The sequence below is a fragment of the Phyllobacterium trifolii genome (genome assembly GCF_014192095.1).
Taxonomy (GTDB): Bacteria; Pseudomonadota; Alphaproteobacteria; order Rhizobiales; family Rhizobiaceae; genus Phyllobacterium; species Phyllobacterium trifolii.
On record NZ_JACHXN010000001.1, the window covers coordinates 33684 to 58317 of the forward strand.

At 55.3% G+C, this 24634-nt stretch carries 31 protein-coding genes; 22 read left to right on the forward strand and 9 right to left on the reverse strand.

What is annotated here, in order from left to right:
* The first annotated feature begins 6 nt into the window (after window positions 1–6).
* From FHS21_RS00140 to FHS21_RS00165, 6 genes are all read left to right on the forward strand, one after another.
* Window positions 7–1638: an FAD-dependent oxidoreductase gene (locus tag FHS21_RS00140; RefSeq protein ID WP_183660672.1), complete on the forward strand. Its 1632-nt coding sequence runs from the start codon at window positions 7–9 to the stop codon at window positions 1636–1638.
* A complete protein-coding gene (locus FHS21_RS00145) occupies window positions 1635–1964 on the forward strand; it encodes a 4Fe-4S binding protein (protein ID WP_112527140.1) in 330 nt (109 codons plus the stop codon). Before FHS21_RS00140 ends, FHS21_RS00145 begins: the two co-directional genes overlap by 4 nt.
* Window positions 1965–1976: 12 nt before the next feature.
* Window positions 1977–2813: an ABC transporter ATP-binding protein gene (locus FHS21_RS00150; RefSeq protein ID WP_183660674.1), complete on the forward strand. Its 837-nt coding sequence runs from the start codon at window positions 1977–1979 to the stop codon at window positions 2811–2813.
* A gap of 19 nt (window positions 2814–2832) precedes the next feature.
* Window positions 2833–3699 carry an ABC transporter permease gene (locus FHS21_RS00155; protein ID WP_112551645.1) on the forward strand — a complete coding sequence of 289 codons (867 nt, stop codon included), beginning with the start codon at window positions 2833–2835 and terminating at the stop codon, window positions 3697–3699.
* A 43-nt stretch (window positions 3700–3742) separates the two neighbouring features.
* Complete coding sequence (locus FHS21_RS00160; protein WP_183660676.1) at window positions 3743–4771, forward strand: aliphatic sulfonate ABC transporter substrate-binding protein; 1029 nt, start codon at window positions 3743–3745, stop codon at window positions 4769–4771.
* Window positions 4772–4886: 115 nt separating this feature from the next.
* Window positions 4887–6323: an MFS transporter gene (locus FHS21_RS00165; RefSeq protein WP_183660678.1), complete on the forward strand. Its 1437-nt coding sequence runs from the start codon at window positions 4887–4889 to the stop codon at window positions 6321–6323.
* Window positions 6324–6330: 7 nt separating this feature from the next.
* On the opposite strand, the gene FHS21_RS00170 is transcribed toward FHS21_RS00165, so the two are convergent.
* Both FHS21_RS00170 and FHS21_RS00175 read right to left on the reverse strand, forming a co-directional pair.
* Complete coding sequence (locus FHS21_RS00170) at window positions 6331–6756, reverse strand: OsmC family protein (RefSeq protein WP_183660680.1); 426 nt, start codon at window positions 6754–6756, stop codon at window positions 6331–6333.
* Between the two features lie 35 nt (window positions 6757–6791).
* Window positions 6792–7124, reverse strand: coding sequence for a hypothetical protein (locus FHS21_RS00175; RefSeq protein WP_183660682.1), 333 nt, complete (start codon window positions 7122–7124; stop codon window positions 6792–6794).
* A gap of 267 nt (window positions 7125–7391) precedes the next feature.
* Between FHS21_RS00175 and FHS21_RS00180 the strand changes: the two genes are divergently transcribed.
* From FHS21_RS00180 to FHS21_RS00200, 5 genes are all read left to right on the forward strand, one after another.
* Window positions 7392–7940: a tetratricopeptide repeat protein gene (locus FHS21_RS00180; RefSeq protein WP_376772054.1), complete on the forward strand. Its 549-nt coding sequence runs from the start codon at window positions 7392–7394 to the stop codon at window positions 7938–7940.
* 56 nt (window positions 7941–7996) lie between these two features.
* Entirely contained in the window at window positions 7997–8623 is a 627-nt protein-coding gene (locus FHS21_RS00185; protein ID WP_112527131.1) for an RNA polymerase sigma factor, read from the forward strand.
* Window positions 8620–9420: an anti-sigma factor family protein gene (locus FHS21_RS00190; RefSeq protein ID WP_246410699.1), complete on the forward strand. Its 801-nt coding sequence runs from the start codon at window positions 8620–8622 to the stop codon at window positions 9418–9420. Before FHS21_RS00185 ends, FHS21_RS00190 begins: the two co-directional genes overlap by 4 nt.
* Window positions 9421–9500: 80 nt before the next feature.
* Window positions 9501–11219, forward strand: a complete 1719-nt coding sequence (locus FHS21_RS00195) for an AMP-binding protein (protein WP_183660686.1) — start codon at window positions 9501–9503, stop codon at window positions 11217–11219.
* Window positions 11220–11380: 161 nt separating this feature from the next.
* The gene (locus tag FHS21_RS00200; protein ID WP_183660688.1) at window positions 11381–11875 is read left to right on the forward strand and encodes a hypothetical protein; all 495 of its coding nucleotides are present in this window, start codon (window positions 11381–11383) and stop codon (window positions 11873–11875) included.
* A 201-nt stretch (window positions 11876–12076) separates the two neighbouring features.
* Here the strand turns inward: FHS21_RS00200 and FHS21_RS00205 are convergent, their stop codons facing one another.
* Both FHS21_RS00205 and FHS21_RS00210 read right to left on the reverse strand, forming a co-directional pair.
* Window positions 12077–12889 carry an alpha/beta fold hydrolase gene (locus FHS21_RS00205; RefSeq protein WP_246410752.1) on the reverse strand — a complete coding sequence of 271 codons (813 nt, stop codon included), beginning with the start codon at window positions 12887–12889 and terminating at the stop codon, window positions 12077–12079.
* A gap of 187 nt (window positions 12890–13076) precedes the next feature.
* Window positions 13077–13436: a COG4315 family predicted lipoprotein gene (locus tag FHS21_RS00210; RefSeq protein ID WP_183660692.1), complete on the reverse strand. Its 360-nt coding sequence runs from the start codon at window positions 13434–13436 to the stop codon at window positions 13077–13079.
* Between the two features lie 198 nt (window positions 13437–13634).
* On the opposite strand from FHS21_RS00210, the gene FHS21_RS00215 reads away from it, so the two are divergent.
* Window positions 13635–14066 carry a GFA family protein gene (locus tag FHS21_RS00215; protein WP_183660694.1) on the forward strand — a complete coding sequence of 144 codons (432 nt, stop codon included), beginning with the start codon at window positions 13635–13637 and terminating at the stop codon, window positions 14064–14066.
* On the opposite strand, the gene FHS21_RS00220 is transcribed toward FHS21_RS00215, so the two are convergent.
* Complete coding sequence (locus tag FHS21_RS00220; protein WP_183660703.1) at window positions 14067–16610, reverse strand: autotransporter family protein; 2544 nt, start codon at window positions 16608–16610, stop codon at window positions 14067–14069. It lies immediately after the preceding gene.
* A gap of 355 nt (window positions 16611–16965) precedes the next feature.
* Here FHS21_RS00220 and FHS21_RS00225 point away from each other — a divergent pair, with 355 nt between their 5' ends.
* Complete coding sequence (locus tag FHS21_RS00225; RefSeq protein ID WP_112527121.1) at window positions 16966–17211, forward strand: hypothetical protein; 246 nt, start codon at window positions 16966–16968, stop codon at window positions 17209–17211.
* Between the two features lie 2 nt (window positions 17212–17213).
* On the opposite strand, the gene FHS21_RS00230 is transcribed toward FHS21_RS00225, so the two are convergent.
* Window positions 17214–17750, reverse strand: a complete 537-nt coding sequence (locus FHS21_RS00230; protein ID WP_183660705.1) for a flavin reductase family protein — start codon at window positions 17748–17750, stop codon at window positions 17214–17216.
* Window positions 17751–18125: 375 nt separating this feature from the next.
* On the opposite strand from FHS21_RS00230, the gene FHS21_RS00235 reads away from it, so the two are divergent.
* Both FHS21_RS00235 and FHS21_RS00240 read left to right on the forward strand, forming a co-directional pair.
* Complete coding sequence (locus tag FHS21_RS00235) at window positions 18126–18269, forward strand: hypothetical protein (RefSeq protein ID WP_162701847.1); 144 nt, start codon at window positions 18126–18128, stop codon at window positions 18267–18269.
* A 202-nt stretch (window positions 18270–18471) separates the two neighbouring features.
* The gene (locus tag FHS21_RS00240; RefSeq protein ID WP_162701846.1) at window positions 18472–18630 is read left to right on the forward strand and encodes a hypothetical protein; all 159 of its coding nucleotides are present in this window, start codon (window positions 18472–18474) and stop codon (window positions 18628–18630) included.
* Window positions 18631–18878: 248 nt separating this feature from the next.
* On the opposite strand, the gene FHS21_RS00245 is transcribed toward FHS21_RS00240, so the two are convergent.
* Window positions 18879–19328 (reverse strand): host attachment family protein, encoded by a 450-nt coding sequence (locus FHS21_RS00245; protein ID WP_112527117.1) that lies wholly within the window; start codon window positions 19326–19328, stop codon window positions 18879–18881.
* A 147-nt stretch (window positions 19329–19475) separates the two neighbouring features.
* Window positions 19476–19664: a hypothetical protein gene (locus FHS21_RS00250; protein WP_183660707.1), complete on the reverse strand. Its 189-nt coding sequence runs from the start codon at window positions 19662–19664 to the stop codon at window positions 19476–19478.
* Window positions 19665–19841: 177 nt separating this feature from the next.
* Between FHS21_RS00250 and FHS21_RS00255 the strand changes: the two genes are divergently transcribed.
* The 7 genes from FHS21_RS00255 to bfr all read left to right on the forward strand — a co-directional run bounded on the left by FHS21_RS00255 (window position 19842) and on the right by bfr (window position 23483).
* Window positions 19842–20207 carry a putative quinol monooxygenase gene (locus FHS21_RS00255; protein ID WP_112527113.1) on the forward strand — a complete coding sequence of 122 codons (366 nt, stop codon included), beginning with the start codon at window positions 19842–19844 and terminating at the stop codon, window positions 20205–20207.
* Between the two features lie 111 nt (window positions 20208–20318).
* Window positions 20319–20549: a hypothetical protein gene (locus FHS21_RS00260; protein ID WP_112527111.1), complete on the forward strand. Its 231-nt coding sequence runs from the start codon at window positions 20319–20321 to the stop codon at window positions 20547–20549.
* 77 nt (window positions 20550–20626) lie between these two features.
* On the forward strand, window positions 20627–20935 hold the full coding sequence (locus FHS21_RS00265) for an SH3 domain-containing protein (protein ID WP_112527109.1): 309 nt from the start codon (window positions 20627–20629) through the stop codon (window positions 20933–20935).
* Window positions 20936–21222: 287 nt separating this feature from the next.
* Window positions 21223–21468: a hypothetical protein gene (locus FHS21_RS00270; RefSeq protein WP_112527107.1), complete on the forward strand. Its 246-nt coding sequence runs from the start codon at window positions 21223–21225 to the stop codon at window positions 21466–21468.
* A gap of 139 nt (window positions 21469–21607) precedes the next feature.
* Window positions 21608–22069, forward strand: a complete 462-nt coding sequence (rirA, locus tag FHS21_RS00275; RefSeq protein ID WP_112551657.1) for an iron-responsive transcriptional regulator RirA — start codon at window positions 21608–21610, stop codon at window positions 22067–22069.
* 651 nt (window positions 22070–22720) lie between these two features.
* On the forward strand, window positions 22721–23032 hold the full coding sequence (locus tag FHS21_RS00280) for a (2Fe-2S)-binding protein (protein WP_112527103.1): 312 nt from the start codon (window positions 22721–22723) through the stop codon (window positions 23030–23032).
* A complete protein-coding gene (gene bfr, locus FHS21_RS00285) occupies window positions 22998–23483 on the forward strand; it encodes a bacterioferritin (RefSeq protein ID WP_112527101.1) in 486 nt (161 codons plus the stop codon). The genes FHS21_RS00280 and bfr overlap by 35 nt, the downstream gene beginning before the upstream one ends.
* A 69-nt stretch (window positions 23484–23552) precedes the next feature.
* On the opposite strand, the gene FHS21_RS00290 is transcribed toward bfr, so the two are convergent.
* Window positions 23553–24620, reverse strand: a complete 1068-nt coding sequence (locus FHS21_RS00290; RefSeq protein ID WP_112527099.1) for a BMP family ABC transporter substrate-binding protein — start codon at window positions 24618–24620, stop codon at window positions 23553–23555.
* Between the last annotated feature and the right edge of the window lie 14 nt (window positions 24621–24634).

Here is a 24634-nt window from a genome sequence, read left to right on the forward strand (position 1 = left end):
GAACGCATGTCATCTGATCGGGTAAAATCCACTGGCAATGACCCGCTGCATTTGCAGGCCGATGTGCTGGTGCTAGGCGGTGGTCCCTCCGGCGCATGGGCAGCGCTGGCTGCTGCGGAAGATGGAGCTCGTGTTGTCCTCGCTGACAAGGGCTATCTTGGCACGAGCGGCGCCACAGCTCCGTCCAACACCGGAACCTGGTGCGTACCGCCGGGTGAAAATCGTGGTCAGGCTGTCGAGCGGCGCTGGCAGCGTACCGGCGGCCTTGCCGATCAGCGCTGGATGCTGCGCTGTGTCGATCAGGCTTACGAGAATCTGGTGAAGCTCTCCGAATGGGGCTACCTGTTTCCGCACGAAGATGACGGCCGGCTCTATATCGCCAACCTTCGCGGCCCCGATTACATGCGCTTCATGCGGCGGCGGGTGCTGAAGGCCGGTGTCACCGTGCTTGACCACCACCCTGCCCTTGAACTTCTGTCGAATGGAGATGCGATCACAGGCGCTTCCGGCGTAGACCGGCAGCGCAACCGCGACTGGAGCGTCGAGGCAAAAGCCGTTGTCCTCGCAACCGGCGGCTGTGCCTTCCACGAGCGTATCCTCGGCGCAACCGGCCTCACTGGGGATGGCTACCTGATGGCGGCGGAAGCCGGCGCGCATCTTTCCGGCATGGAGTTCACCGGGAAGTACACGCTCGCCCCGTATGAAACGTCGCTCAACAAGGGTCTGCCCTACAGATGGGCCACGTTCTACCGCGAGGATGGATCACCCCTCCTCGACGCAAACGGCGAGCAAGTTTCCAACGGCATTGGCGAGCGCGAGAAGGATATTGCGAAGGCGCTGATAGACGGTCCGGTTTTTGCCCGCCTCGACCATGCCGAGCCCGCCTTGCAGGATTGGCTGCGCCGTGGTCAGCCCAATTGCTTCGTGCCCCATGACCGTGCGGGTATCGATCCCTTCAAAGACCTGTTCCGCATCACATTGCGGGCCGAAGGCACGGTACGAGGCACCGGCGGCATCATGCTCGCGACGGTCGATTGCGGAACGGGCGTTCCCGGGCTCTACGTCGCCGGCGACGCAGCCAGCCGCGAGAACATGACAGGTGCGGTGTCGGGCGGCGGCGCGGTCAATTCGTCCTGGGCTATCGCCAGCGGCTGGTGGTCAGGCAAAGGCGCTTCAACTTACGCGCGCAAATCAGCACGGAAAGCCTTCCGTTCCATATCGAAACCCCTGGGCGAAGCGGGCCTGCGACCGGCTGGAAACGCTCGTGCGGACCTGCGCACCGCTCAAATCATCGAAGCTGTTCGCGCCGAAGTCATCCCTCTCGAAAAGAATTATTTTCGCGACGGTACAACCTTGCACACCAGTAGCGAGCGGCTGGAGAGCCTGTGGAATGATGTGCGTCAACACCTCCACACCGAGGGTGTGGACCGCGTGCGCAGTCGCGAGGCCGCGTCGATCACGGCTTCGGCGCGGTGGTCGCTTGCTTCTGCGCTTGCCCGCAGTGAAAGCCGCGGCATGCACCGTCGGGCAGACCGTCCCGGCAGCGACCCCGCATTTGCGCGGCGCATCCTCGTGAGCGGGGTTGACGCAGTCCGCATTGGCGAAGCGCAAATCAGTCGCGAGGGCATCGCGTCATGATTGAGATTGTCTCCGCAAGCCGTTGTATTGAATGCGATATCTGCGTCAAGGTTTGCCCCGCGAATGTATTCGACGCGGTGCCGGATTCGGCACCCATTATAGCGCGCCAAGACGATTGCCAGACCTGCTACCTCTGCGAAATCTATTGTCCCGTCGATGCGCTCTATGTCGCGCATCGCGCGGAAGGCCACTTTCCGATCACAGAAGCCGAAGTTGAGGAACGCAATCTGTTTGGCAGTTACGCGCGTGCGCTCGGCTGGAAACGCGGCAAGGCTGGCGGAACCGAACATGACCCGACGCATCGCATTCGCGTCGCGGCAGTTTGAAGGAGAATGCAGATGGACCGAATTGTCGTCTCCGGCATCAGAAAAACCTTCCAGCTCAAGCCGGGTCAATATGTGACTGTCGACGGCGAGGAGACCGATCGCGTCACCGTCCTCGATGGCGTCGATCTGAACATCCGCAAGGGCGAGTTCATTACGCTTGTTGGTCCGAGCGGCAGCGGCAAATCTGTTTTGCTCGATATCATCGGCGGGTTGACACAGGCGAGCAAGGGCATCGTGCAACTGGACGGCACCACCATCACCAGGCCCGATCCCAAGACCGGTTATGTGTTCCAGCAATATGCGCTGTTTCCTTGGCGCACAGCCCTGTCGAACATCGAATATGCCCTGGAGGTGCGCGGCGTGCCAAAGCGCGAACGCAGCGACCGCGCGCGATATTTCCTCGCTCTGTTCGGACTGTCCGGTTTCGAGGATCGTTATCCCAATCAGCTTTCCGGTGGCATGCAGCAGCGTGTGGCCATTGCCCGCGCCTTGGCAAGCAATCCAGAAGTGCTGTTGATGGATGAACCATTCGCAGCGCTCGATGCGCAGACGCGCGAAATCCTGCAGAGCGAACTCCTGAAGATCTGGGAGAAGATCAACACGACCGTCATCTTTGTCACGCACTCCATCGATGAGGCGATTTATCTCGCCGACCGCATCGTTGTGATGACTGCTCGTCCCGGCACGGTGAAGGAGATCATCGACATCGATCTGCCGCGCCCGCGCGATGGCGACATTCGATCCAGCACGGAGTTCAACGCACATCGCGCCCGCGTTTGGGAAGCACTGCGTGATGAAGTCAACAAGGCGCAAAAGGATTGGGCGTTGTCGCCTGCCTACGCCAACTAAAGATCCAGGGAACGGAAACATGGCCTATATCAGTGAAAAACCAGGCATCGGCATCAGGTTGCCATCAATTGCAGCGTCCAGTGCTGCCCGGCCTGCCCGCAAGCACAAGACGGCGCGCGGCGACGGCACATTCAGCTATGGCCTCCCATTGCTCATCCTGTTTTTCCTGTTGTGGGAAATCGCACCGCGGCTTGGATGGCTCAACCCGATCTTCTTTCCCCCGCTCAGCGATGTCTGCCGCTCATGGATCGGCTTGGCAGAAAGCGGCGTCCTCGCTAAGCATATCGGCATCAGCCTGCAGCGGGCAGCGATCGGCTTTGGATTGGCGACGATTGTCGCTGTTCCGCTCGGGTTCCTGATGGGGCGTTATTCGCTTTTCGAAAAGATCTCCGATCTGCTCGTCCAAACGCTCCGCAATACATCGCAGTTTGCTCTGTTACCGGTCTTCATTCTGCTGCTCGGCATAGGCGAAGCCTCAAAGATCGCGATCACCTTCTATTCATCGGTATTTTTCCTGCTGGTGAACACGATCAGCGGCGTCAAGGCAGTCGATCCACTTTTGTTGAAAGCGGCCCGCTCGATGGGAACATCCGATCTCGATCTGTTCCGCAAAGTCATCCTCCCCGCGAGCATTCCATCCATCGTCGCGGGTGCGCGTCTCGCGGTGAAATCATCCATCTTCGCGGTTATCGGCGCCGAGATGCTCGCCGCCAAATCTGGGCTCGGCTACCTGATCCAGCAGTCGCAGCTGATGATGGAAACCGGCGATATGTATGCCGGTATTCTGACCATGACACTCATCGGCCTGATCGTGAACTATTTGCTGGTCTGGTTTGAGCGTTGGGCGACCTCGTGGAAGGGCCAATCCGACACTTCACCTCACTGAGAATCTTCACTTCCTGCAAAAACGCCAACGAAGGAACCATAGTATGACAATTTCAAATAACGGCGTTTTGCGCCGGACGCTGATAAAGACCATCGCCGTCTCGCTGATTGGTTTGACAAGCCTCACCCTGCCCGCCATCGCGCAGGAAAAGCCGGATGTCATACGCATCGGTAGTACCGCTCCTGGCCACCTGAAATTCATTCTCGCCCAGCATGATGGCTGGCTGGAAAAGGAATTTGCCAAGGACGGCATCAAGGTTGAGCTGGTGACCTTTACTGGCGGCGGCTCTGAGGCAACCACCGCCCTCGCCACTGGGGCTATCGAGGTTACCTACACCGGCAACAACCCTGCCCTGCGCGTCGCGGCATCGGGCGCCGATGTCAAGCTGATCGGCATTTCCAGTTTCGTCAAAACAGGCGGCTCGGCGATCATCGTTACGACGAACTCGCCATTGAAAACCGTCGCCGACTTGAAGGGCAAGAAGGTTGCATATCTCGCCGGTACGGTGCGTCACTCGAATTTCAGCAAGGCGCTGAAAGGTGCCGGCTTGAAGACCGACGATGTGGAATCGCTCAGTCTGCCATTCGAGGCTTCGGGCCCTGCGCTATTGCGTGGTGATATCGACGCAATCGTTGAGACAGACAGCACGGCGGCAAAACTCGTCGACACCGGCCAGGCGCGCATTCTTCTCGATGGATCGGAGCACCCCGAATGGGCCGTGCCGAACGTCATTTCAGTCAATGGCGCCTTTGCGGAAAAATATCCCGATCTGATCAAACGCCTGCTGAAGGTCGATATCCAGATTTCGCGCTGGGCCGACGCGCACCCGGAAGACACGATCAAGATATTTGTCGACGAAACAAAGTCCTCGGAGAAATCCGTTCGCAAGACCTACAAGGACGGTGTGTTCTATCAGGACCCGAAGATCACCGACGAAGCCCTCAATTCGCTCAAGGAAGAAGAGAAGTTCATGGCAGAGGCAAAGCTTCTGAAAGGAACGATCGATTACAGCAAATGGGTCGATACCAGCTATCTCGACGCTGCCTACAAGGAACTCGACGCCAATCAATAATCCGCCAGCGACGTTGACAAATCCGGTTGCCGGGCCTGAATTGCGGGCCCGGCACTTTGATATCTGGCCGCGCAGCTTCGCGGCCATCCCGCATGAAATGCACTGAGGTTATGAAATGACGACTGCACTATCGGACGGCGAGGAAACAGCCGTCACAGCGCGGCAACCGCGTCTTGTCGCTCTCGTTGTTGCAGTCGCCTTCTTCATGCAGATGCTCGACGGGACGATCATCACAACCTCCCTGCCCCAGATGGCACTTTCATTCGGCATCGAGCCCGTGGCGATGAGCATCGGCATCACCGTCTACATGCTGTCGATGGCAGTCTTCATCCCGATTTCCGGCTGGATGGGTGATCGCTTCCGCGCACGCAATGTCTTCATTGCAGCCATCGCTATTTTTACGATCGCCTCGCTTGTCTGCGGTCTGTCGGAAACGCTTTGGCAATTCGTCGGCGCGCGTGCCGTTCAGGGCGTAGGCAGCGCCCTGATGACGCCGGTAGGGCGCATGATCGTGCTGCGCAATGCGGAGAAGTCCGAGCTTGTCTCCGCTATCGCGCTCATTACATGGCCTGCGCTGTTTGCGCCGGTCATCGGCCCTGTCCTTGGCAGCTTCATCACCACCTATCTGAGCTGGCATTGGAACTTTCTCATCAATATACCGCTCGGGGTCCTTGGTATTCTGCTGGTCCTCAAATTCGTTCCGGATCAACGCGAAACATCAGTTCCGAAATTTGACATGAAGGGCTTCGCACTCTCTGCTGCCGGTTTGGCGCTCGTCCTCTCCAGTCTCGAATCCTTCACGCATGGCATCCACGAGTTCTACATCGCTGTCGCCATGCTCGTTGTCGGTTCGCTGTTGTCGGTCATCGCGGCAAGACATTTTCTGCAGGTCAAAAATCCGCTGCTGGATCTGTCAGTCTTCAAGATCCACACCTTTGCCATCGCCACGGCAGCATCCGGAACGGCAGGGCGCGTCTCGATAAACTCGGCACCATTCCTGTTGCCGCTGCTGTTTCAGGTCGGCTTCGGCTTCAGCGCCATCAGGACGGGCACTTTCATCCTGGTGTATTTCATCGGTAATCTCGGCATGAAGGTCGTCACCACGCCACTACTCAGGCGGTTCGGCTTTCGCACGATCTTTTGTTTCAACGGTTTGATCGCAGCGCTGTCCCTCGCCGCCTGTTCGTTATTGTCCGCTGGGACACCCGAGATCATCTCTTTTGCGCTTCTGCTCGTCGCGGGCCTCTCGCGTTCGATGCAGTTCACGGCGCTCAACACATTGACCTTCGCAGACATCGACGCTTCACAGCGCAGTTCTGCCTCGACGCTTTCCAGCATGCTTCAGCAGATGTCGATGCTGCTTGGCGTCGCCATCGCCGCCATGGTCCTCAACTTGTCGCAAATGGCTCACGGCAATGCCACCACATCGTTGACGGATTTTCGCATGGCATTTTTTGTCGTCGGCCTGATCGGGGTCGTTTCGGCGCTCCGCTTTCTGGAATTGCCATGGAATGCCGGGGCCGAAGTCTCCGGCCACGCAAGGAAGGCTTGACGCCACTTCAGTCCGCTAGTTTCGTCACGAAATCGGCATTGCCGCGCAACGTATTGCTGACGGTACAGATCTCTTCGGCAGCCTCGACGATCTCGTGCTTCGTTACGCTGTCGAGTTCACCATCGATCTCGATGGAAATATCGAAGCGGGCGACGCGCGACGGCCCCTCATGCGCCTTTTCGCCCGTTACATGCACCCGGACTTCACCGAGTCTGTCGGCAACGCCGAGGCGGCTGGCGGCAATGCGCGCGCTCAATGCAATACACGCCGACAGCGAACTATACAGTAAATCGATCGGGCTGAAGCCGGGTTCGGAAACCGAGCTAACAACCCCGATCTTGCCTCCCGTCTCCGACGTGACGAGCGGCAATTCCTTGGGCTGGAGTACGGACGTGGCGCCCACTGCCCTTGTTCTGATCTTGAGTTCAGACATCTCGTTATTCCCGACAATATATGCCCAGACTTTACTCAGCGCGCGTGCGAAACGCTACCGCTTTGTACCCTCTCGAGCGCTCTCATCGCTTCGAACAGCATTTCCCTGTCCCGTTGATGCGCCTCAAACAGCGCGACGAAGGCCGGGTTGCTGATCTCGTGGGGTTTTGGCGCGGCTTTGGCGCGATCAAGGCTGTTGTCTGCAGCGCGCCTCGCGGCGTCGACGCGTTGCTTTGCTGCGTCGATTACAGAGGGAGCCTGGCGCTTGCCACCTGTCGACACGGTTGATCCTGCTTCGGTTCCTGCAATCAAGGATTGCAAAAACTGTCCGCTGGTCTCATCCACGCGCTCGACTGGTCTACCGTTCATGCCATACGCTTTTCGTTTCGCGAATCCACTTCGCGGAAGCATAAATCCTTGTTCCTTCAAGCAGAACGCACCGGGACTCAAAATTCTTGCCGATATGAGTAAACAATTCCAGTTTCTGGCCGCTTCTGGAAAATCAATTGCGGCAATATTGTTTACCGCCTGCTGCAGGCCGATTCGTATGCCGATAGTCCGTCTCGAATATTTGGCCCGATCTTCGAATAAATCGCGGCGCTGCGTGTTCTCCACATGTCAGATTGTCATTCGGAGATAGAACTCATGAAACACTCGATCACATCCACCCTGCTCGGCGCCAGCCTCGCCCTCGCTGCTTTTTCCATGCCGGCCTTTGCTGCCGGCGGCGGCGGTACCGACGATTCGGCCACGACGCCCACTTGTCCCAAGGGCCAGGTCTGGAGTTCCAAGGCCAAGAAATGCGTCAAGAAGACCAGCAGCGCCGTTCCGGACAAGGACCGCACCGAGTACGCCTACACGTTGGCCAAGGCCGGACGCTATCAGGAAGCACTGGAAATGCTCGATACGTTGAAGAATCCGAACACCAAGGAAGCGCTCAACTATCGCGGCTATGCCACGCGCAAGCTCGGCCGCACCGATGAAGGCATCTCCTGGTACAAGAAGTCCGTCGCGCTCGATCCTAAATACGCAAAGGTTCGCGAATATCTTGGCGAAGCCTATGTCATCAAGGGTCAGCTCGATCTCGCCAAGGACCAGTTGATGACGATCAAGTCGATCTGCGGAACCACGTGCGAGGAATATCGCGATCTCCATGAGGCGATCGAAAAGCCCTCGAAGATCTGACCCGGCTATCGCCCGGCTGAAAGCGGTTGTGATTTGTTCACAAAGAAGGGATCAAGGTGACCATCGCTCATTGCCAACTTTCTGCTTATAGTCGGGCGACACCAGACACGTCGTCAGCGGCGGATGTCCGCAGTGGACTTGTCTGGACGGAGGCAATCATCGCGAGCGAACATGAAATCCGGGCGAGCCTTGCCCAGTATCTCGGCCGGCTCTGGCGGTACGGTATTGTACTGTCCCGCCAGCGCGACGTTGCCGATGATCTCGTGCAGGCGACCTGTGTTCGCGCGCTGGAGCGCGCCAGCCAGTTCACGAGCGGGACAAGGCTTGATCGATGGCTGTTCTCGATCATGCATTCGATCTGGCTCAATGAGGTCCGCTCGCGCCGCATTCGCATGGGTAACGGTTTCGTCGATGCCGACGTAACACTTTCCTTCGACGGCGAACATGAAACCGAAACGCATGTCACGGCCAACCAGGTGTTGCGTCAGGTAAATGAGTTGCCGGAGGCGCAGAGGACCGCCGTGTTTCTTGCCTATGTGGAGGGTCTGTCCTATCGCGAGGTCGCGGAGGTCCTTGATGTACCAATCGGCACGGTTATGAGCCGCCTGGCAACGGCCCGTGCCAAACTCGCCGAACACGCCGATCCCGATGTGACGGCCAAACAGATGAAAGGAGGGAAATGATGGTTGATCTGAAACACGCCGAAATGCCCTCCGACGAAATGTTGGTCGCGTTTCTCGACGGCGAGCTTAGTGGCGAGGAGCGCGCGCGGATCGATAGGCTGATCAAGATCGATGAGGCTGTCACCGCGCGATATGAATTCCTCTCGCGCAGTGAAATGGCCTTTTACGATGCGTTTCAACCGCTGCTCGAAAACGCCCCCACGGCAAAGCTGGAAGCTATCCTGGGCGGACTCCCTGCTTCGATTACCGACGAGCCCGCTTCAAGGGGCTTGAGCCGCCGCGGTTTCATGGCCGCAGCCATAGGGCTGGTCTTTGTCGGCGTCGCTGGCGATCGAGGCTTCATGGCGTTCAAGGAATCTTCCAGCGATCATAATGACGACTGGCGGGCAGTTGTTGCCGAATATCTATCGCTTTACACGCCCGATACACTCGCCAATCTCGATAGCGACGAGCAATCGCAAAGCGCGCAACTACAGAACGTAGGTGACGCGCTCGGCCTCTCGCTTCCTCTGCAGGCAGTGTCGTTGCCGGGCATCCCGCTCAAACGCGCGCAGGTTCTACAGTATGATGGCAAGCCGCTTGGGCAGATCGCCTATCTCGATCCCGAACACGGACCTATGGCTCTGTGCATCGTTCAATCGTCGAGTGGACCGCGTTCGCCGCAAACCGAGCGGCGACACGGCATGAACGTCGTCTATTGGTCGGATCAGACCCATAGTTACATGCTTATCGGCCGTAACACAGCGGATAAATTGAACGATTTGGCGGAGGGGGTGCGAACAGCGCTCACCGCATAAGCTTCTATAAAAGCCGGTGGGTATTCCATGCTGATTGGACTACGGTAGGCATTCTGTGCATTTGACCTCGGAGGAATGTCATGCGCCCAGTCACCGAACCGACAGAAAGCGATGTTGCCAGACTAAGTCTCGTGCGCGGTGCCGATGAGCCGCCATTGCTGGAAACCACCATCTCACAAACGCTCGATAGGGCGGTCTTGCGATGGCGCGAAACCGAAGCCGTTGTCTCGGTCCATCAAGATATTCGGTGGACTTATGGCGAGCTGAAAACAAGAACCGATGCTTTCGCCGCTGGCCTGATCGCGTTGGGGCTGCAGCGCGGCGACCGCATTGGCATATGGTCGCCCAATAATGCGCAATGGGCATTGACCCAATTCGCTGCGGCAAAAGCTGGGCTTATTCTCGTTAATATCAATCCCGCCTATCGCCTCTCCGAGGTCGAATACACGCTGAACAAGGTAGGTGTAAAAGCGTTGGTTGCGCTCGAGCGGTTCAAGACGAGCGAATATGCCGAAATGATCGAAGCCCTCGCCCCGGAAATTTCCTCGGGTGAAGGGGAGATCAACTCTTCAAGACTACCCTGTCTGAAGCATGCCATCTTGATTGGAACACACGTTCGCCCCGGATGGATCGCGTTCGAAGATGTACCCAAGCTCGCAACAGAAATTCACCGTGCCCAACTGTCAGACCGTGACGCAACAACGGGTTGCGCGGATCCGGTCAACATACAATTCACCAGTGGAACGACAGGTTTGCCCAAGGGCGCTACGCTTTCCCATCGCAACATACTCAATAACGGTTTTTTCGTAGGCCGAAGCGTTGGCCTGAATCCCGGAGACCGGCTCTGCATCCCCGTCCCGCTTTATCATTGTTTCGGCATGGTCATGGCAAATCTTGGCTGCGTCGTGCACGGCGCAACTATGGTCTATCCGTCCGAAGCCTTCGACCCTTTGGCGGTTTTGAGCACCATTGAAGCCGAGCGGTGCACGGCTCTTTATGGCGTGCCGACAATGTTCATTGCCGAGCTCGGACATCCTGAGTTCGAGCGCTTCGACCTGTCATCCTTGCGGACAGGATGTATGGCAGGCTCGCCTTGCCCCGTCGAGATCATGAAGCAGGTCATCGAACGCATGCACATGCGGGATGTCACCATCGCTTACGGGATGACCGAGACCAGTCCCGTCAGTTTCCAAAGTTCAGGCGAAGATCCGGTTTTCCGGCGGGTCTCGACGATCGGGCGGGTTCAACCGCATCTCGAATGCAAGGTCATCGATGTCAATGGTAATACCGTTCCTCGCGGCACGCCTGGCGAGCTCTGCACCAGGGGTTATTCCGTCATGATCGGCTACTGGGGTGATCCGGAAAAGACAGCTGAAGCAATCGACGAAGATGGCTGGATGCACACCGGTGACCTCGCGACCATCGATGACGAGGGCTATGGCAATATTGTCGGACGCCAAAAGGACATGGTGGTTCGCGGCGGCGAAAACATCTATCCGCGCGAAGTAGAGGAGTATCTGTTTCGTCACTCCAAGATCAAGGACGTTGCCATCGTCGGCGTTCCTGATCCGAAGTTCGGCGAAGAACTCTGTGCCTGGATCATTTTGAAGACCGGTGAAGATGCCGACGAAGAAGAGATCAAGGCGTTTTGCCATGGACAGATCGCCCATTACAAGGTGCCGAGATACGTCCGTTTCGTCGAAGCATTTCCTCTGACGGTAACAGGCAAGATCCAGAAATATCTTATCCGCAAACAGATGGCGGAGGAGCTTGGAATACAGGAACAGAAAACGGCCTGAACCCAGTCCGCTGCATTCTGCTAATGGCTAATTGACACTGTGAACCCGGTTAACCTAATCCGGGTGGTACTGCTTGGCTCAAAATTTCAAGACGGCTATATGGGGTCATTGCGGGAGGGCGCGAAACTGTGCTCCTTCGCGACTCAAGAATGGAGCACGCTATGATCAAATCCAAACGCGGCAACTTGTCTGGCTTATTCCTTGCAATTCCAATGGGCGTTTTATTGGCGTTCGGTGCCGATGCCAAATCGAAAGGCACCCCGATGCCAACCGACACACCTCGTGCGTATCTTGCGGTGTCGAACAGCACGCCGGCGACCTTGGGCGAAACAATGAACCTCAGTCGGACAACTGCCCGCTTCACCAAACTCAAAGGCGAAATGAAATTGCGATATTCCGGAGTGTGGAATGTCGAAGAAAACACGCAATATGGCGGGGAGGTTTACCAAGTTCTCAATGCCGACGAGTTCTTTTCAAAGAACAAAGGTAAAAATGGATTCTGTGATGAACCCGTCCGGTGGCTAACGGTACTTGATAAAAGCGAGCAACTCCTTGAAGGAACAATTCTTGTCGCGATGTTCAACATTCAGGACTGGCACAAATATACTGAGAACTCCACCGGCTTGTGCAGTATCGACTCATTTCAATTGAAATAACGCCGAGAAGATGTCCCGATTTGACTGAGGAGGTCATTTCGCCCCTCTTGCAAATGGGCCCTATATGATTTCCCGACAAAAGTTGCACAAAGTGATGCCGGCGGTCGAGCGGCCGTTTTCGTCACACTCATAGCTGTCGCGCTCTTCGGATTGCAAACCCCTACTACTTCACCACGCCATAACAGGCCGCGACCTGCGGGATCAGTTATCGATGAAGTCGCGCACGGCCTTGTTGTAACCTTCCGGGTCCTGCAGCATGGCGAAATGGCTGGCGTTATCGAGGATGACCAATTTGGCGCCCGGGATCGTCTTTGCCATGTATTCCGTATGCTCACGGGTGATGGCTTCGTCGTGATCGCCAAGAACGATCGCCACTGGCGTCTTGATCTTCTTCAGATCGTCGTCACTCCAGTTGGGCTGGCTCGCCCACATGCCACTGATCTGTTCGACAAAGGCATCATATTGGTCCGGCGTGGGCGAAATCTTCTTGTAGATTTCGCCTGACTTATCAATATAGGCCGCGAAGGTCTTGTTTTTCATGACATCCGGATTGAGGCCATCGACCTTGGAGTTGGCTGCCTGCGCGAAGAGTTTCGTCAGCCTCTCGGGGTGGTTCATGGCGATGTCGAGACCAATTATCCCGCCGTCACTCCATCCAACCAGTGCAGTCTTGTCGACCTTCAGGAAATCGAGAAGCGCGAGGTAATCCGACGACATCAAATCATAGCTGTAAGGATCAGCATTGCGGGTCGACCGTCCATGGCCGCGGCTGTCAGCAACAATCACCATATGGTCTTTTGCAAGGTCGGCAACCTGCGCACCCCAGATATCGGCATAGCCAAGGCCGCCATGGATGAGGAGCACGGGCGGTCCCTTGCCATAGACGGCATAGTACATTTCGATGCCGTTGACTGGAGCCGTGCCGCTTTTCTCAGCCGCGGGCATTGGTGCTGGCGGGGGAAGCTTTTCCCAGCGTTCGGCGGCATGAACGCCACCTGAAACCAGGGCGAACATGAGGACGACAAGCGAATAGGCTAAGGATTTTAGGAACATCGTCTTCCCTCCAACAAACATGAAATGCGATGTTTCCATCCTAACGAAGATAGTCAAGTTTGGCGAATGCCGCACCGAATTTCTAGGAGCAGAAGACGCAACAAAAAAGGCGGCCCGCGAGCCGCCTTCGAAATACGCAGGAGGTGTCCTACTTGGCGACGTGCCAGACACCGCCGACGCCGTCGCCGGTCATATCCCCGGCCTTCTTGTCTTTGACAAATGTGTAGAGCGGCTTGCCTTCATAGGCCCACATTTCCTTGCCCGCCGTATCCTTGACCAGCGTCCATTCGCCTTCAGCCTTGGCCCCTTTGGCGGCATGGAATGCCGGCCAGTTTTTCAGGCATTTCTCATCACAGTTTGATTTGCCGTCCTTGTCCTTGTCGAACGTATAGAGCGTCATGCCCTTCGCGTCGGTCCACATGTCGCCCATCTTTTTCGCAGGTTCTGCGGCAAAAGCAGACAGGCTGGCGGCGGCGAGAAATCCCATTGCGATCAAAATTGTCTTCATTGTTTTCACTCCCTCTTTGGGATTGCCAGCGGGGGCGCTGACAGTGCCCGTTCTTAAGCGAACCAAGCCGTTCGCATCGAAGAATACTCTACCACATTTCGTTCCGAATTGAGGCACTGCAGGCGGATTGAACGCTTTGATTTGATACATTTGGTCTTGATTGCTAGAAATTCGATAACCCACGTTCAGGAGCGGACAATGGATCTCGACATCAGCGAAATTGACGGCGCCTGCCACTGTGGATCAGTGCGCTTCCGTGTCAGACTCTCAAATGGCCTCCACACGGCACGCCGTTGCACCTGCAGCATTTGCCGGATGCGTGGCGCTGTCGCCGTCTCGGCGAAAGTCGGTGATCTCGATATAATGGCGGGTGAAGACAAGCTCAGCGTCTATCAATTCAACACGATGACGGCCAAACACTATTTCTGTTCCGGATGCGGTATCTATACACATCACCAGCGCCGGTCCAATCCGAATGAGTACGGCGTGAATGTTGCTTGTCTCGAGGGGATCAGCCCTTTCGATTTTGACGAAGTGCCAGTGAGTGACGGGATCCACCATCCATCTGATAACAAGGAAGTCAACAAGACCGGTCCTGTTGGCTTCCTTCGATTCATCAAAGCTGACTGACTACCACTTGACGGTCAGGCCGATATTGCCCTCGAATATCTTCTGTTCGGCGCCCTCGACGTCGAACGTGTAATCTGCCACGGCAAATGCGCTGACCTTTTCGGTAAAGTTGTGCACGATACCCGCGCCGAGTTCCAGCGAAGTCGACTCGCCTTCTGTGGTAATTGCATCCGGGCCAAAGAGCACTGAGTCCGTGGTGCTGAAACCGTGCCACAAATTGGCCTTGACGTAGGGCTGGAACAGCCCGGCCGAAGTTTGATATTTTCCCTGCATCCGGAAACCGAGCCGGCCTGTGAAGCCGTCATCGCTATCGAATCCGACATCGGAAAAGGCATCGGATTGATCGTCAAGCGAGATGTTCTGCCATATGATCTGTGCCTGCGGCTCGATGGTCCAGCTTTCCGACAGCGGGATCGGGTAACCGCCTTCCAGCGATGCGGTAAAGCCCGTGCCGTCGATATCGATACCGACACCGCGTTCGGAGGTCGCATCGCCGCCGAACCACGATCCCATCAAAACGCCGTCCAGGTACCACCCACCAGGGCCGATATGCGTCCAGTAGCCGCCGAAGCTCGTCGTATCAAGATTGAGGCTGCCGACATTCACACCGTTCCACCCGACCGCCTGGCCTTTGACATCCGCGTCGAGATTCGAATACCCGAAGAACAGACCGGCTATATCGCGATGTCCGTTGTCGTGCTGCCAGCCGAGAATATCGAGACCTGCTTGTATGCCGTAGAGGTTCCCGTCAATGGATGGATCAACGGTTCCATCCCAGCTCTGCTCGGTCGATTGCCCGAAGGCGCGGCCCCAGGCGGCGGAGAAGTTCTCGCGCGAGTTGACAACACCCTGTTCGCCCCGTCTCTCGTGGAATGTCCCGAGCGTTACCAGTGCGGTTTGACGCGCAGCCGGCGGCAAAGCGGAATAGAGAGGAACCTCTTCACGATATAGCGGAATTGATTCACCCGGATCCGCATGCACAGGTGTTGCGCCAGCATTGGGTGGTTCCACACCCGGTCCAGGCGGTGCGATCTCGCCAGGTTCGGGGTCGGTTATTGCTGCAGCAATGCTGCCTGGCAACAGCGATGACCGAAGATACCAGTTCTCCGCCGATCCCGCGGACACACCGCCCTTGAAGAGCGCGTATTCGAAGGCACCTGCCGCAACGGAATTGCTCAGGCTGAACGCGGATGCACTGGTGGTTGCACCGTTGACAGCCTGAACAACGAGAATGCCATCCTGTACAGTGCTGGCGCCGGCTCCGTCTAGATTGGTCACCGCAAGCCCGGTCGCTCCAGCGGCTGTGCCGCCGGAAATCACGAATTTGTCGGAAGCCGACGAATCAGCGCCGAGCACCGTCTGCAAGCGGATCGCGCCGCCGCTGCCCGTATAATTGCCAAGGACGGTGAACGTATCGGTTGCGCCACTCGAACCATTGGTGAGATCAATGGTCCCTGCATTGGTCACATTGACCAGTTGCCCCGCCGCGAAAGGCGCGATTGCAGCATTGACCCCGTTGCCCGCGAGCAGCGTGCTTGTACCATCGATCGAAAAGCTGCCGGTTGCCGTTCCGCTGTCACCAACCACGAAATTGCTGTCGAGCGTGAAGGCGGAACTGTTCGTGAGCGCGACGTTTTCCCAATTCACATAACGGCCGGACGTCGTCGCCGTCGTGTTGGAAAAGGTCAGCGTATCCGTTCCGGCACCAGCATTGATCGACGGTGTCGAAGAGATGGTTGCCTCGGTGAGATTCTGCAGTGTTCCGGTGTCATTGCCCGCGCCGAGATTGATCGCCCCGCCGATCGTACCTGCCGTATCCCACGTAAACTGATCATTGCCGCCTGCCGTGGTGACCGTGCTGCCGATGGAGCCGCCGGAGATGAAGATGCGGTTGTCCCCGCTGCCGAGATCAACGAATGTGCCGATTGAACCACCCGAAAGTATCAGCAAGTCGCGGCCTTGCGTTGCAATCACAAAGCGGTCGATGACACCGCCCGACATGCGCATTTCATTGTTGGCCTGCTCGAGATTGACTTCGCCGATCTGCCCGCCCGTCATCGTGAAGAAATCGCCGGCAAAGAACTGACCGATAATCCGGCCGCCGCTGACTGTCGCCGTGTCGAGTTCGCTGCCCTGCTCCACTCTTTGAACCACACCTCCGGTCATGACGAAATTATCGACACCGCCATTCTGGAAAATTGTGCCGTTGACCGTACCACCATTCAGCTGAAGACTGTCGTTACCCCCGCCCTCACTGAGATCGCCGTTGATCGTGCCGGAATTGATTACGACGGTATCGACCCCGGTACCGAATGTGACTGGTCCCGTAATCGCGCCAGTGCCTCCCGTAGGAAGTGTAAGCGAGTTGTTCCCGCCCGTATCCGTCAAGGGTCCGCCGATCCCGCTGTCGCAAATATAAACGTCGTTTCCTGCTGTGGAGACGAGGTTACAAGCTGCAGATGCGGTTTGATTGGATACGGAGAGTGTTATGAGGGAAACAGAAGAAAGCCAGAAGATTCGTGTAAAAAGCTTAGACGACTTCATGTAATTCCCCCTATAGCGATCATATGATAAGGGATTGCCAACTACCCAAAGCAGTCCCCGCGACCAAACAACGATATCGGCAAGTGCAGGCTAGTTTCACATCGAAGGGTGTGCAACCCATGGTTTAATGTAAGCACACTGAACTTTACCAGTGTGGTAAATTGGTCTCACTTTTGTACGCCGGAAGACTTTAAACTTGGCGTTCGTTAACAAAATATTCTTTTGTATTACGAATTTTCGCTCCGATCAGATCAGCTCGAGTCCAAAGTGGGCGCTCTTATTTCCGGATTTGACTGCCTGTTGATATTCCGTTGTAATCGAAATAGAAGCGCATGGACTGACCGGAGAGCACACGATGGACCGCTACGAAACCTTCGCGACCTGGATCTTCATCGTCTTCGGTGCACTCATCATTGCCGGGCTGATGGCCTTCGCGATTACTACCGCTGACAAACCTGCTTTTCTTTTCGCGCTGGCTTCCGCATGCGCCGCATTTTTTCTTGGCTTCGCCGTGATTTTCGATCAGCCCCGGCTTTATGGATTGATTTTGTTTGTGTCGGTAGCGCTGATCGCGGCCTCAATCACTGCCATCGTGACCTGATTTTACTCCAGCGTGCTGATCTGGCGATAGGCGCCATGCCAATAGATTAACGGTTCGGCGTTGTGACGCAGCGTCACTGCCCTCACCCTGCCGATCAGGATGCCATGCGAATGCCGCTCGATAGCATCGTCGAGTTCGCAATCGAGCACCGCTAGTGCATTGACCAGCGCCATCGTCCCTGTGCTGAGCTCCCGCCAATCTGCACCTTGATAGCGTTCCACGCCCTTCTGACCGTTCCTCCCGGAAAAACTGTCGGCCACATGACGCTGATCGTGTGCCAGCATATTGACGCAGAAGCTGCCGTGCCGCTGCAGGACCGGCCAGGATGAAGACGCGCGATTGATGCTGACGATCACCGAGGGCGGATCTATAGCCAATGACGAGACCGACGTCGAAGTGAAGCCGGTGCGGTCGGCGCCACGTCCAACTGTAATGACGCTCACAGCCGCCGCCAGGTGCCGCATCGAATCCTTGAACAGGTCGGCGTCTACGGTTAGCTCGTGGTGGGCCAAACGCGCCACGCTTGGAAAAATGGACATTCATTTCCTCGTTCATTGGATTGTCGCGAACCGCCGCCGGGATGCGAAGGAAGACTCTTATCCTGCATTGCAACACATCAGGCGTGCCTCGAACCAGACCGCTCTTTGCTCCGGTCGGCCACATTTGGCGATTTTGTTTTGCGATTTTCGCAGATTTCCAGAAATCGATTTCAACGGATGCGAGTGCCGGATTTCATCCGCAACTATCGACAGAGCCATCCCGTTTCGTAATCGCACAGCTTGTGGAAAATAGTTCCACGAATTCCGGCGTTAGCGCAAAACTCTACCTGTTAGGCGCAGAGAATTATAATCTCTATCGTGTTAATCGTGTATGGAATGTCGGAAGATGGTCGCTCGGCAACGAGGATAGTCCTGATGGCTTCAACAGATTACACCAGCACGCGCAATTCGCCCGAGGGTGTTCGCCATTCCGTGAGGGGTCGCGCCCTTGGTGTGATACTGTTTGTGACTGCCTTTGCGTTTCATGTGGCGGTCCTTTTCAACCTGCTGCCGTCATAGTTTCAGGCCTTCGACTTCCGATAATTTTGTTCGAATAATTTTGCTGGCAACCGGAACCAACGTACACTTGAAACATTTCTATGTTACTGGTCCCAAACCAGTCTTGGCTTAACCCCACAAAGCCAACATGACCCAATCCTCATGCCCCTTGAGGATTGGGTTTTCTGCATGAGCTGAACAGCAATCGTGAGTGGAGAAAACAATGTCGATTGAAGATGCCAAACATGCGATCGAAGCAGCCATTCATAGCGGTGATTTCAAAAGTATGGGCGTGGCTGTCTTCAAGGCAATCAATGCCCTGGAGCAAAGAATCAAACGGCTTGAAGAAGAAAGCGAACGTAGCAAGGCAAATTTAAGATAGAGTTTTACCATCTGAACCTTGAAATTTTCGCGATATGTGCTAGCATTTTTGTAGGTTGAGTGTTGCGGTACCTTGAGCCTGCGCCGCACTGAAACGATGCGCGATATTCTTATCCAGAGTCCAGTTTGTTAGAGCCAAATCAAGCCTCAACTTGCGAAACCCCTACCGGTCCCGGCAGGGGTTTTGCTTGTGTACTGTGAAGTGTCATAACACCAGCTTAGCCGACTAATCGGCCACGTTTCCCTTTGCTAACTCTCTGTCAGGATCGACTGGATATCCGTGAGCGGGTGATTGGTCAGGGTTTTCGGGATTTCACTGACTATCCTGTCGGAGACTTCCTTGTGAAACTCCAGGCGCATTTCGCCGAGCACCAGCGGTGGAGCAATCACAACCAGCCGTTCGAAATCTCCCTTATGGGCATGGCTATAGAGTGCGTCGGCCACTTCCTTGGCAAATCGCTTCTTGGAAATCTCATGCCAGTCCGTGTCCTCGACAGCACTGCGGTGCGGGCTTGGTCCGTCATTGAAACGCCCCGGCCTGTCGCTTCCCTGTTCTCGTGTCGCCGGATTCGACTGATGCATTTCATGGATGGTGCTGAGTTGGACATGCTTCATATCGTTTTCATTTCGGAGAAACAGTGCTTTTTCCCCATCGGCGACGACGATCCAGGTCTTTTTGTTTAAAACGATGTTGGCCATCTCAAGCTCCCTTCGCCATACATTTATCAAAGGCTTTCTTCATGGGAGCTTCCTTTCACTTTCAGTTTGTCGTTTAGCGACAATGAGACCGCAATTGCTGCGGCCACGATAAAAAAACAACGCTGGCGAGTAAGAGAGGTTCCGATCTCATAGGGATCGTTGCCTCCTGGCGTAATAAAGGAGTCCCGCACCAATCGCGATCGTCAGCAACCCTATGGCGATCCATCGCGTTTGACCCACCATGAAGCTACCGCCGAGAACACTGAGGCCCTGAAGCGCCCAGATTGCTCCCGTGAGGATTAGAAGCACGGCAACGATAGACAGGATGGTTTTCATTTGGTCCGCCTCTTATCAGGTTGCGTTTTCATTCTTGCACCATCAAGGCGGGATGAAAACATTTTATGAGACACGCGCTGTTTCCATCAGATTTATGAGGTCACGACCTAATGTCTGTCTGGATTTGTCGATTGGCGGCTGATAGACCTCGTTGCAAAGCAGGGAGGCTGAAATTCTATGACTGCATTGACGATTATCGTTGAATTCGAAACGCACGAAGGCCGCGAAGAGGAATTCATTGCGCTCATCCGCGAACATGCCCGCAAGACACTGGAAGAAGAACCCGGTTGTCTGCGTTTCGAGGTCATCAAACCCATCGAGCGCAATGGAACACCCATCGCCAACAAGGTCATGGTCAACGAACTCTACGCAAATGAAGCGGCGGTGACGGCCCATGAGAATAATCCGCGCCTCCCCAGGGTGCGGGCGGCAAATGCGCCCTTGCTCAAGTCCAGCAGGTTGATCCTGGCACAATCATTGACCGGCAAGGCACCCGAGGAAGGCTTGACGCCGCAGCAGCTGAACGCCAGCAATGACGACTAGAGCCGGATAACTTTGAACGAAAGTTCTATGACATGATCATAAAAAATGTGCGATGACTGTGTTCCGCCATTCAACAGCAACCTGATCAAGCCGTACCGGAAGACTAAAACGATGACGAGATTGGCTCTGGCTTTCCTGCTGCCTTGCACCCTTGCGATGTCTGGTTGTGGCGCAATGCGCTGGATGAGCGAAGCGCCGCAAAACGCGTCCAGCTGTGCCGGCTGGAACAAAATCAGGATCAAGCCGGAAACGGCGGTTTATCTTGTGAAGAACGATTTTTCCGCCAGCATAGATATCGATTCGCACAATCTCAACGGTCAGAGAAACGGCTGCTGGAAATAGTCCGCTGAATGCCGTAGTCGGAACCAAACGCCATAAATCACGTTCCCCTTTCTCTACTTATGGAAAGGATTACTGAAATGGCAACGAATACAACCAAAGTTCAGGCTATGGCTGAAAAGGATCTGGAAAACCAGGTTGCGGCGTTGCGCAAGCAGCTGGCGACAATCAGCAAATCGCTTTCCGAACACGGCTATGAACTTTATGAAAATGGCGACTCTGCCTACGAGGCGGTGAAGAAGAGCAGCCGAAAAGCGGCACGCTTCGTCGGCGAGGAAGCGCACATGGTCAGTGAAAAAGCCAGGGAGAACCCGATGACCGCGGTCGCCATCGTTTCTGCCGTCGCCGGCATAGGTCTCCTGGCAGGACTAAGCGCTTATCGGCGTTAAAGACCAAGCCTTGAAATTCAAGGGCACGCTTCATATATAGCGTTTAGAAATTCGTCTCCGCTTTTGACCACGGATGTACTGGCACTGGCGTTGAGGCGAATTCGGAAGGTCGGGAATTCCCGGCCTTTTTTGTTGCCTATAGCACACACGACCCTATCCGAGTGCGGTGCGGCAGTGTCTCAGGTTGCTTTCGGAGGCGCGAACGGTCTATGTAGGGCTCACTATCTGCCTGATCATTCATCAGGTTAAGGACATTCCGTTATACGTTCTGAGAGTGAGCTGCCCGAATGGACAATTTTGAGAAATACGCCCTGGCTCTTATGGTCGTATTCGGCGCCCTTATCATCGGCGGTCTCATGGCCGTCAACATTGCATGGGCCCACAAGGCAGGCTTTCTCTACGCTCTCGGTGCCGCAGTGGTGGTTTGGTCTGCCGGTTTCGCGGTCCTTTTTGACAAGCCGCGGGTCTACGGTCTCCTGTTGTTATGTGCGATTGCTCTCATCACGGCCTCTATCGTTGTTATCGTTCGATAAATCGGGGGGACGTTTAGGCGTGTTACCCGGATAATATGAAACTGGCTTTCATATTATCGTTTACTTTATCAAGAATAATTCTAAACTGCGGCCAGATTGAATGTGCAGGCCTGGATTTCAGGTTGAAAGAGATATTCCCATGCGACTGACCAGACAGACGAACTACGCCATCCGAATTCTTATGTACTGTGCCGCCAATGAAGGCAATCTCAGCAGAATCGGTGAAATCGCCCAAGCCTATACGGTTTCCGAACTTTTCCTGTTCAAGATCCTCCAGCCGTTGGTCGAGAACGGTTTCATCGAAACCGTGCGCGGCCGCAATGGTGGCGTGAAGCTTGGAAAACCGGCCAAGGACATTACCCTCTTCGACGTCGTGCGCGTGACTGAGGAAAACTTCGCCATGGCGGAGTGCTTCGAAAACGATGCCGCCGACTGCCCGCTGATCGACAGCTGCGGATTGAATGCGGCGTTGCGCAAGGCGCTCAATGCATTCTTTGAGGTGCTCTCCCAATTCACGATCGAGGACATCGTCGACAAGCGCGATGTGCGTGCTCTGCTCGGGATCGACATACTCACCCCGCGGCTCGCGACGGCCAGCTGAAGCGAGTTTGCCGTACTTCTGCAGTACGGCAATTGCACTCTCGACCGGTGAGAAACCGGAACAAAAACGAGCGGCCTTTTAGGGTGACGTTCTCAACGAAAAAAACGCAAATCTGGTGCAAGAGGCATTGAATCTCATGCAAGAAGTGTCGATTCCGGCATGCTTTTCTGCACCCTGCGTTGCAAATTGGTTGTTCTCGGTTGCGAGAAACGGTGAACCCGCGACCTCACCCTGTCCATCACGAGCTTGTGAGACGTTTTGACACATGTTGAGTCGGCAATATTTTTATGCTTTCAATCTGCCCATGAAGCCAAACATGATTGAAATGGTTATGTTATTTGCCTAGTTTAGAATTATTCTAACTAGTTGAAATCATGACATAATATCACCATATGCATTTGACAGGTTCTCAACAAACCGGCTTTATAGCCGGAGCGTTGGATGAACGCATGACCTTTAATGTTTGGGCCTTGAACCCTTGCGATTGGAGGAACCATTGACTGGTTCGAAAGTATCACCCGGTTTCGGGATAGTATTTTGTGGGTCTAGCGTAAACAACGCATTCGGATCAGCAATTGATTCAAGCTTAGGCGCCTCTGCGGCATTAGATGTCGTGGACATGTGTTCTTATGAGTACGGCGCCTATACAAAATGCTAGTTTGCCATTGCAACATAATTACTCAAAAAGAGATCGAGAATTCCATTATTGAACTTCTCGATGCTGACCCGTGGCAGCTCGTTGTTCCCGCCAAAGTTTACCATGCCATGAAGAAACGCGGCCGCTGCTGCGGTTGCTTCCCAAATGTCGTTGAAACCATCATAAAGGTGACGGAAGAATATCATCTCCGGCATGGTTCAGACGATTCTGATGCAGTTTCGTTCATCGACCGTGTCCGGTCATTGCGTCACGAATACGGGAGTTCACGACATGAAGGGCGAACCAAAGGTCATCGAGCGGCTTAACGAGGCATTGTTTCTCGAATTAGGCGCCGTCAATCAATATTGGCTGCATTATCGCCTTCTGGACGATTGGGGCTTCACGAAGCTGGCCAAGAAGGAACGTGCCGAATCCATCGAAGAGATGCATCACGCCGACAAGATCATCCAGCGCATCATCTTCCTCGAAGGTCATCCAAATTTGCAGTCCGTCGGTGCGCTGCGCATTGGCCAGAACGTCAAGGAAGTGCTCGAGGCGGATCTTGCCGGTGAGTACGACGCCGTGAAATCCTACAAACTGTCCCGCGAGATTTGCGATCAGCTGGGTGACTATGTTTCCAAGGAACTGTTCGACGAACTGCTCAAGGACGAAGAAGGTCATGTCGACTTCCTTGAGACGCAGATCGATCTGCTCAATTCCATCGGTGCAGAACGTTATGGCTTGTTGAATGCAGGGTCTGCCGACGAAGCGGAGTGATCGATTCAATCGTGACAACAAAAAGGGCGCCATAGGCGCCCTTTCCTTTTCAACATAGGTCGCTTGTCCTCATTTCGGCAGCTTGTCGTCCACACCGGCGACATAGAAATTCATGCTCAGAATGGTCTTGTCGTCAGCCGTCTCTCCGGCTTTCAGCCATTCCGAACCATCCTGCCTCTTGATCGGGCCGGTGAAAGGCTTGAGTTCGCCTGAGGTGATCTTGGCCTGCGTTTCTTCGGCCAGCTTCTTCACATCGTCCGGCATGTTCGTGTAGGGCGCCATCACGACGAGCCCTTCCTTCATGCCTTCGAACACATTGTGAGATTTCCAGGTTCCATCCAGCACCGCCTTGGCGCGTTCGATATAGTACGGTCCCCAGTTGTCGACGATCGACGTCATCTGGGTTTCCGGGCCAAACTTGATCATGTCCGAAGCCTGGCCGAAGGCCTTGATCTTGCGTTCCGCCGCAACCTGCATCGCAGCGGTCGAATCCGTGTGCTGGGTGATGATATCCACGCCCTGATCGATCAGCGCCTTGGCGGCATCAGCTTCCTTGGCCGGGTCAAACCATGAGTTCGCCCAGATGACCTTGATCTTGAAGTTCGGATTGACGGTTTGAGCACCCAGGATGAACGAATTAATACCTTGGACAACCTCGGGTATGGGAAACGAACCGATGTAACCAGCGACGCCGGTCTTGGACATTTTTGCCGCAATCACGCCCTGCACATAGCGGCCTTCGTAGAAGCGCGAATTATAGACCGAGACGTTTTCAGCGGTTTTGTAGCCCGTCGCGTGTTCGAATTTGACGTCCGGAAACTTCTGCGCAACCTTGACCGTTGCATCCATATAGCCAAACGATGTGGTGAAGATCAGCTTATTGCCAGCACGAGCAAGCCGCTCGATGGAGCGCTCTGCATCGGCGCCTTCAGGCACGTTTTCAAGGAAGGTTGTCTCGACCTTGTCGCCCAGTTCTTTCTCAAGCTGCTTGCGACCTTGATCATGCTGGTAAGTCCAGCCGAAGTCACCCGGCGGTCCGATATAGATAAAGCCGATCTTCAATTTGTCGGCGGCCAAGGCGGGGCCCGCCACGGCAAAGCTGGCGGCTATCGTTAGCGCCATCATCAGTTTTTTCATCAGGTTCACCTCTT

Excerpts from the sequence above, each read along its gene's own strand:
- FHS21_RS00245 (WP_112527117.1), bottom strand. The coding sequence starts at position 19,328 with ATGGCCAACATCGTTTTAAACAAAAAGACCTGGATCGTCGTCGCCGAT.
- FHS21_RS00250 (WP_183660707.1), bottom strand. The coding sequence starts at position 19,664 with ATGAAAACCATCCTGTCTATCGTTGCCGTGCTTCTAATCCTCACGGGA.
- FHS21_RS00145 (WP_112527140.1), top strand. The coding sequence starts at position 1,635 with ATGATTGAGATTGTCTCCGCAAGCCGTTGTATTGAATGCGATATCTGC.
- FHS21_RS00235 (WP_162701847.1), top strand. The coding sequence starts at position 18,126 with ATGGCTTCAACAGATTACACCAGCACGCGCAATTCGCCCGAGGGTGTT.
- FHS21_RS00150 (WP_183660674.1), top strand. The coding sequence starts at position 1,977 with ATGGACCGAATTGTCGTCTCCGGCATCAGAAAAACCTTCCAGCTCAAG.
- rirA (WP_112551657.1), top strand. The coding sequence starts at position 21,608 with ATGCGACTGACCAGACAGACGAACTACGCCATCCGAATTCTTATGTAC.
- FHS21_RS00155 (WP_112551645.1), top strand. The coding sequence starts at position 2,833 with ATGGCCTATATCAGTGAAAAACCAGGCATCGGCATCAGGTTGCCATCA.
- FHS21_RS00195 (WP_183660686.1), top strand. The coding sequence starts at position 9,501 with ATGCGCCCAGTCACCGAACCGACAGAAAGCGATGTTGCCAGACTAAGT.
- bfr (WP_112527101.1), top strand. The coding sequence starts at position 22,998 with ATGAAGGGCGAACCAAAGGTCATCGAGCGGCTTAACGAGGCATTGTTT.
- FHS21_RS00160 (WP_183660676.1), top strand. The coding sequence starts at position 3,743 with ATGACAATTTCAAATAACGGCGTTTTGCGCCGGACGCTGATAAAGACC.
- FHS21_RS00240 (WP_162701846.1), top strand. The coding sequence starts at position 18,472 with ATGTCGATTGAAGATGCCAAACATGCGATCGAAGCAGCCATTCATAGC.
- FHS21_RS00290 (WP_112527099.1), bottom strand. The coding sequence starts at position 24,620 with ATGAAAAAACTGATGATGGCGCTAACGATAGCCGCCAGCTTTGCCGTG.
- FHS21_RS00265 (WP_112527109.1), top strand. The coding sequence starts at position 20,627 with ATGGCAACGAATACAACCAAAGTTCAGGCTATGGCTGAAAAGGATCTG.
- FHS21_RS00260 (WP_112527111.1), top strand. The coding sequence starts at position 20,319 with ATGACGAGATTGGCTCTGGCTTTCCTGCTGCCTTGCACCCTTGCGATG.
- FHS21_RS00165 (WP_183660678.1), top strand. The coding sequence starts at position 4,887 with ATGACGACTGCACTATCGGACGGCGAGGAAACAGCCGTCACAGCGCGG.
- FHS21_RS00205 (WP_246410752.1), bottom strand. The coding sequence starts at position 12,889 with ATGTTCGCCCTGGTTTCAGGTGGCGTTCATGCCGCCGAACGCTGGGAA.
- FHS21_RS00190 (WP_246410699.1), top strand. The coding sequence starts at position 8,620 with ATGATGGTTGATCTGAAACACGCCGAAATGCCCTCCGACGAAATGTTG.
- FHS21_RS00225 (WP_112527121.1), top strand. The coding sequence starts at position 16,966 with ATGGACCGCTACGAAACCTTCGCGACCTGGATCTTCATCGTCTTCGGT.
- FHS21_RS00255 (WP_112527113.1), top strand. The coding sequence starts at position 19,842 with ATGACTGCATTGACGATTATCGTTGAATTCGAAACGCACGAAGGCCGC.
- FHS21_RS00200 (WP_183660688.1), top strand. The coding sequence starts at position 11,381 with ATGATCAAATCCAAACGCGGCAACTTGTCTGGCTTATTCCTTGCAATT.
- FHS21_RS00170 (WP_183660680.1), bottom strand. The coding sequence starts at position 6,756 with ATGTCTGAACTCAAGATCAGAACAAGGGCAGTGGGCGCCACGTCCGTA.
- FHS21_RS00270 (WP_112527107.1), top strand. The coding sequence starts at position 21,223 with ATGGACAATTTTGAGAAATACGCCCTGGCTCTTATGGTCGTATTCGGC.
- FHS21_RS00215 (WP_183660694.1), top strand. The coding sequence starts at position 13,635 with ATGGATCTCGACATCAGCGAAATTGACGGCGCCTGCCACTGTGGATCA.
- FHS21_RS00220 (WP_183660703.1), bottom strand. The coding sequence starts at position 16,610 with ATGAAGTCGTCTAAGCTTTTTACACGAATCTTCTGGCTTTCTTCTGTT.
- FHS21_RS00280 (WP_112527103.1), top strand. The coding sequence starts at position 22,721 with ATGCTAGTTTGCCATTGCAACATAATTACTCAAAAAGAGATCGAGAAT.
- FHS21_RS00210 (WP_183660692.1), bottom strand. The coding sequence starts at position 13,436 with ATGAAGACAATTTTGATCGCAATGGGATTTCTCGCCGCCGCCAGCCTG.
- FHS21_RS00230 (WP_183660705.1), bottom strand. The coding sequence starts at position 17,750 with ATGTCCATTTTTCCAAGCGTGGCGCGTTTGGCCCACCACGAGCTAACC.
- FHS21_RS00140 (WP_183660672.1), top strand. The coding sequence starts at position 7 with ATGTCATCTGATCGGGTAAAATCCACTGGCAATGACCCGCTGCATTTG.
- FHS21_RS00175 (WP_183660682.1), bottom strand. The coding sequence starts at position 7,124 with ATGAACGGTAGACCAGTCGAGCGCGTGGATGAGACCAGCGGACAGTTT.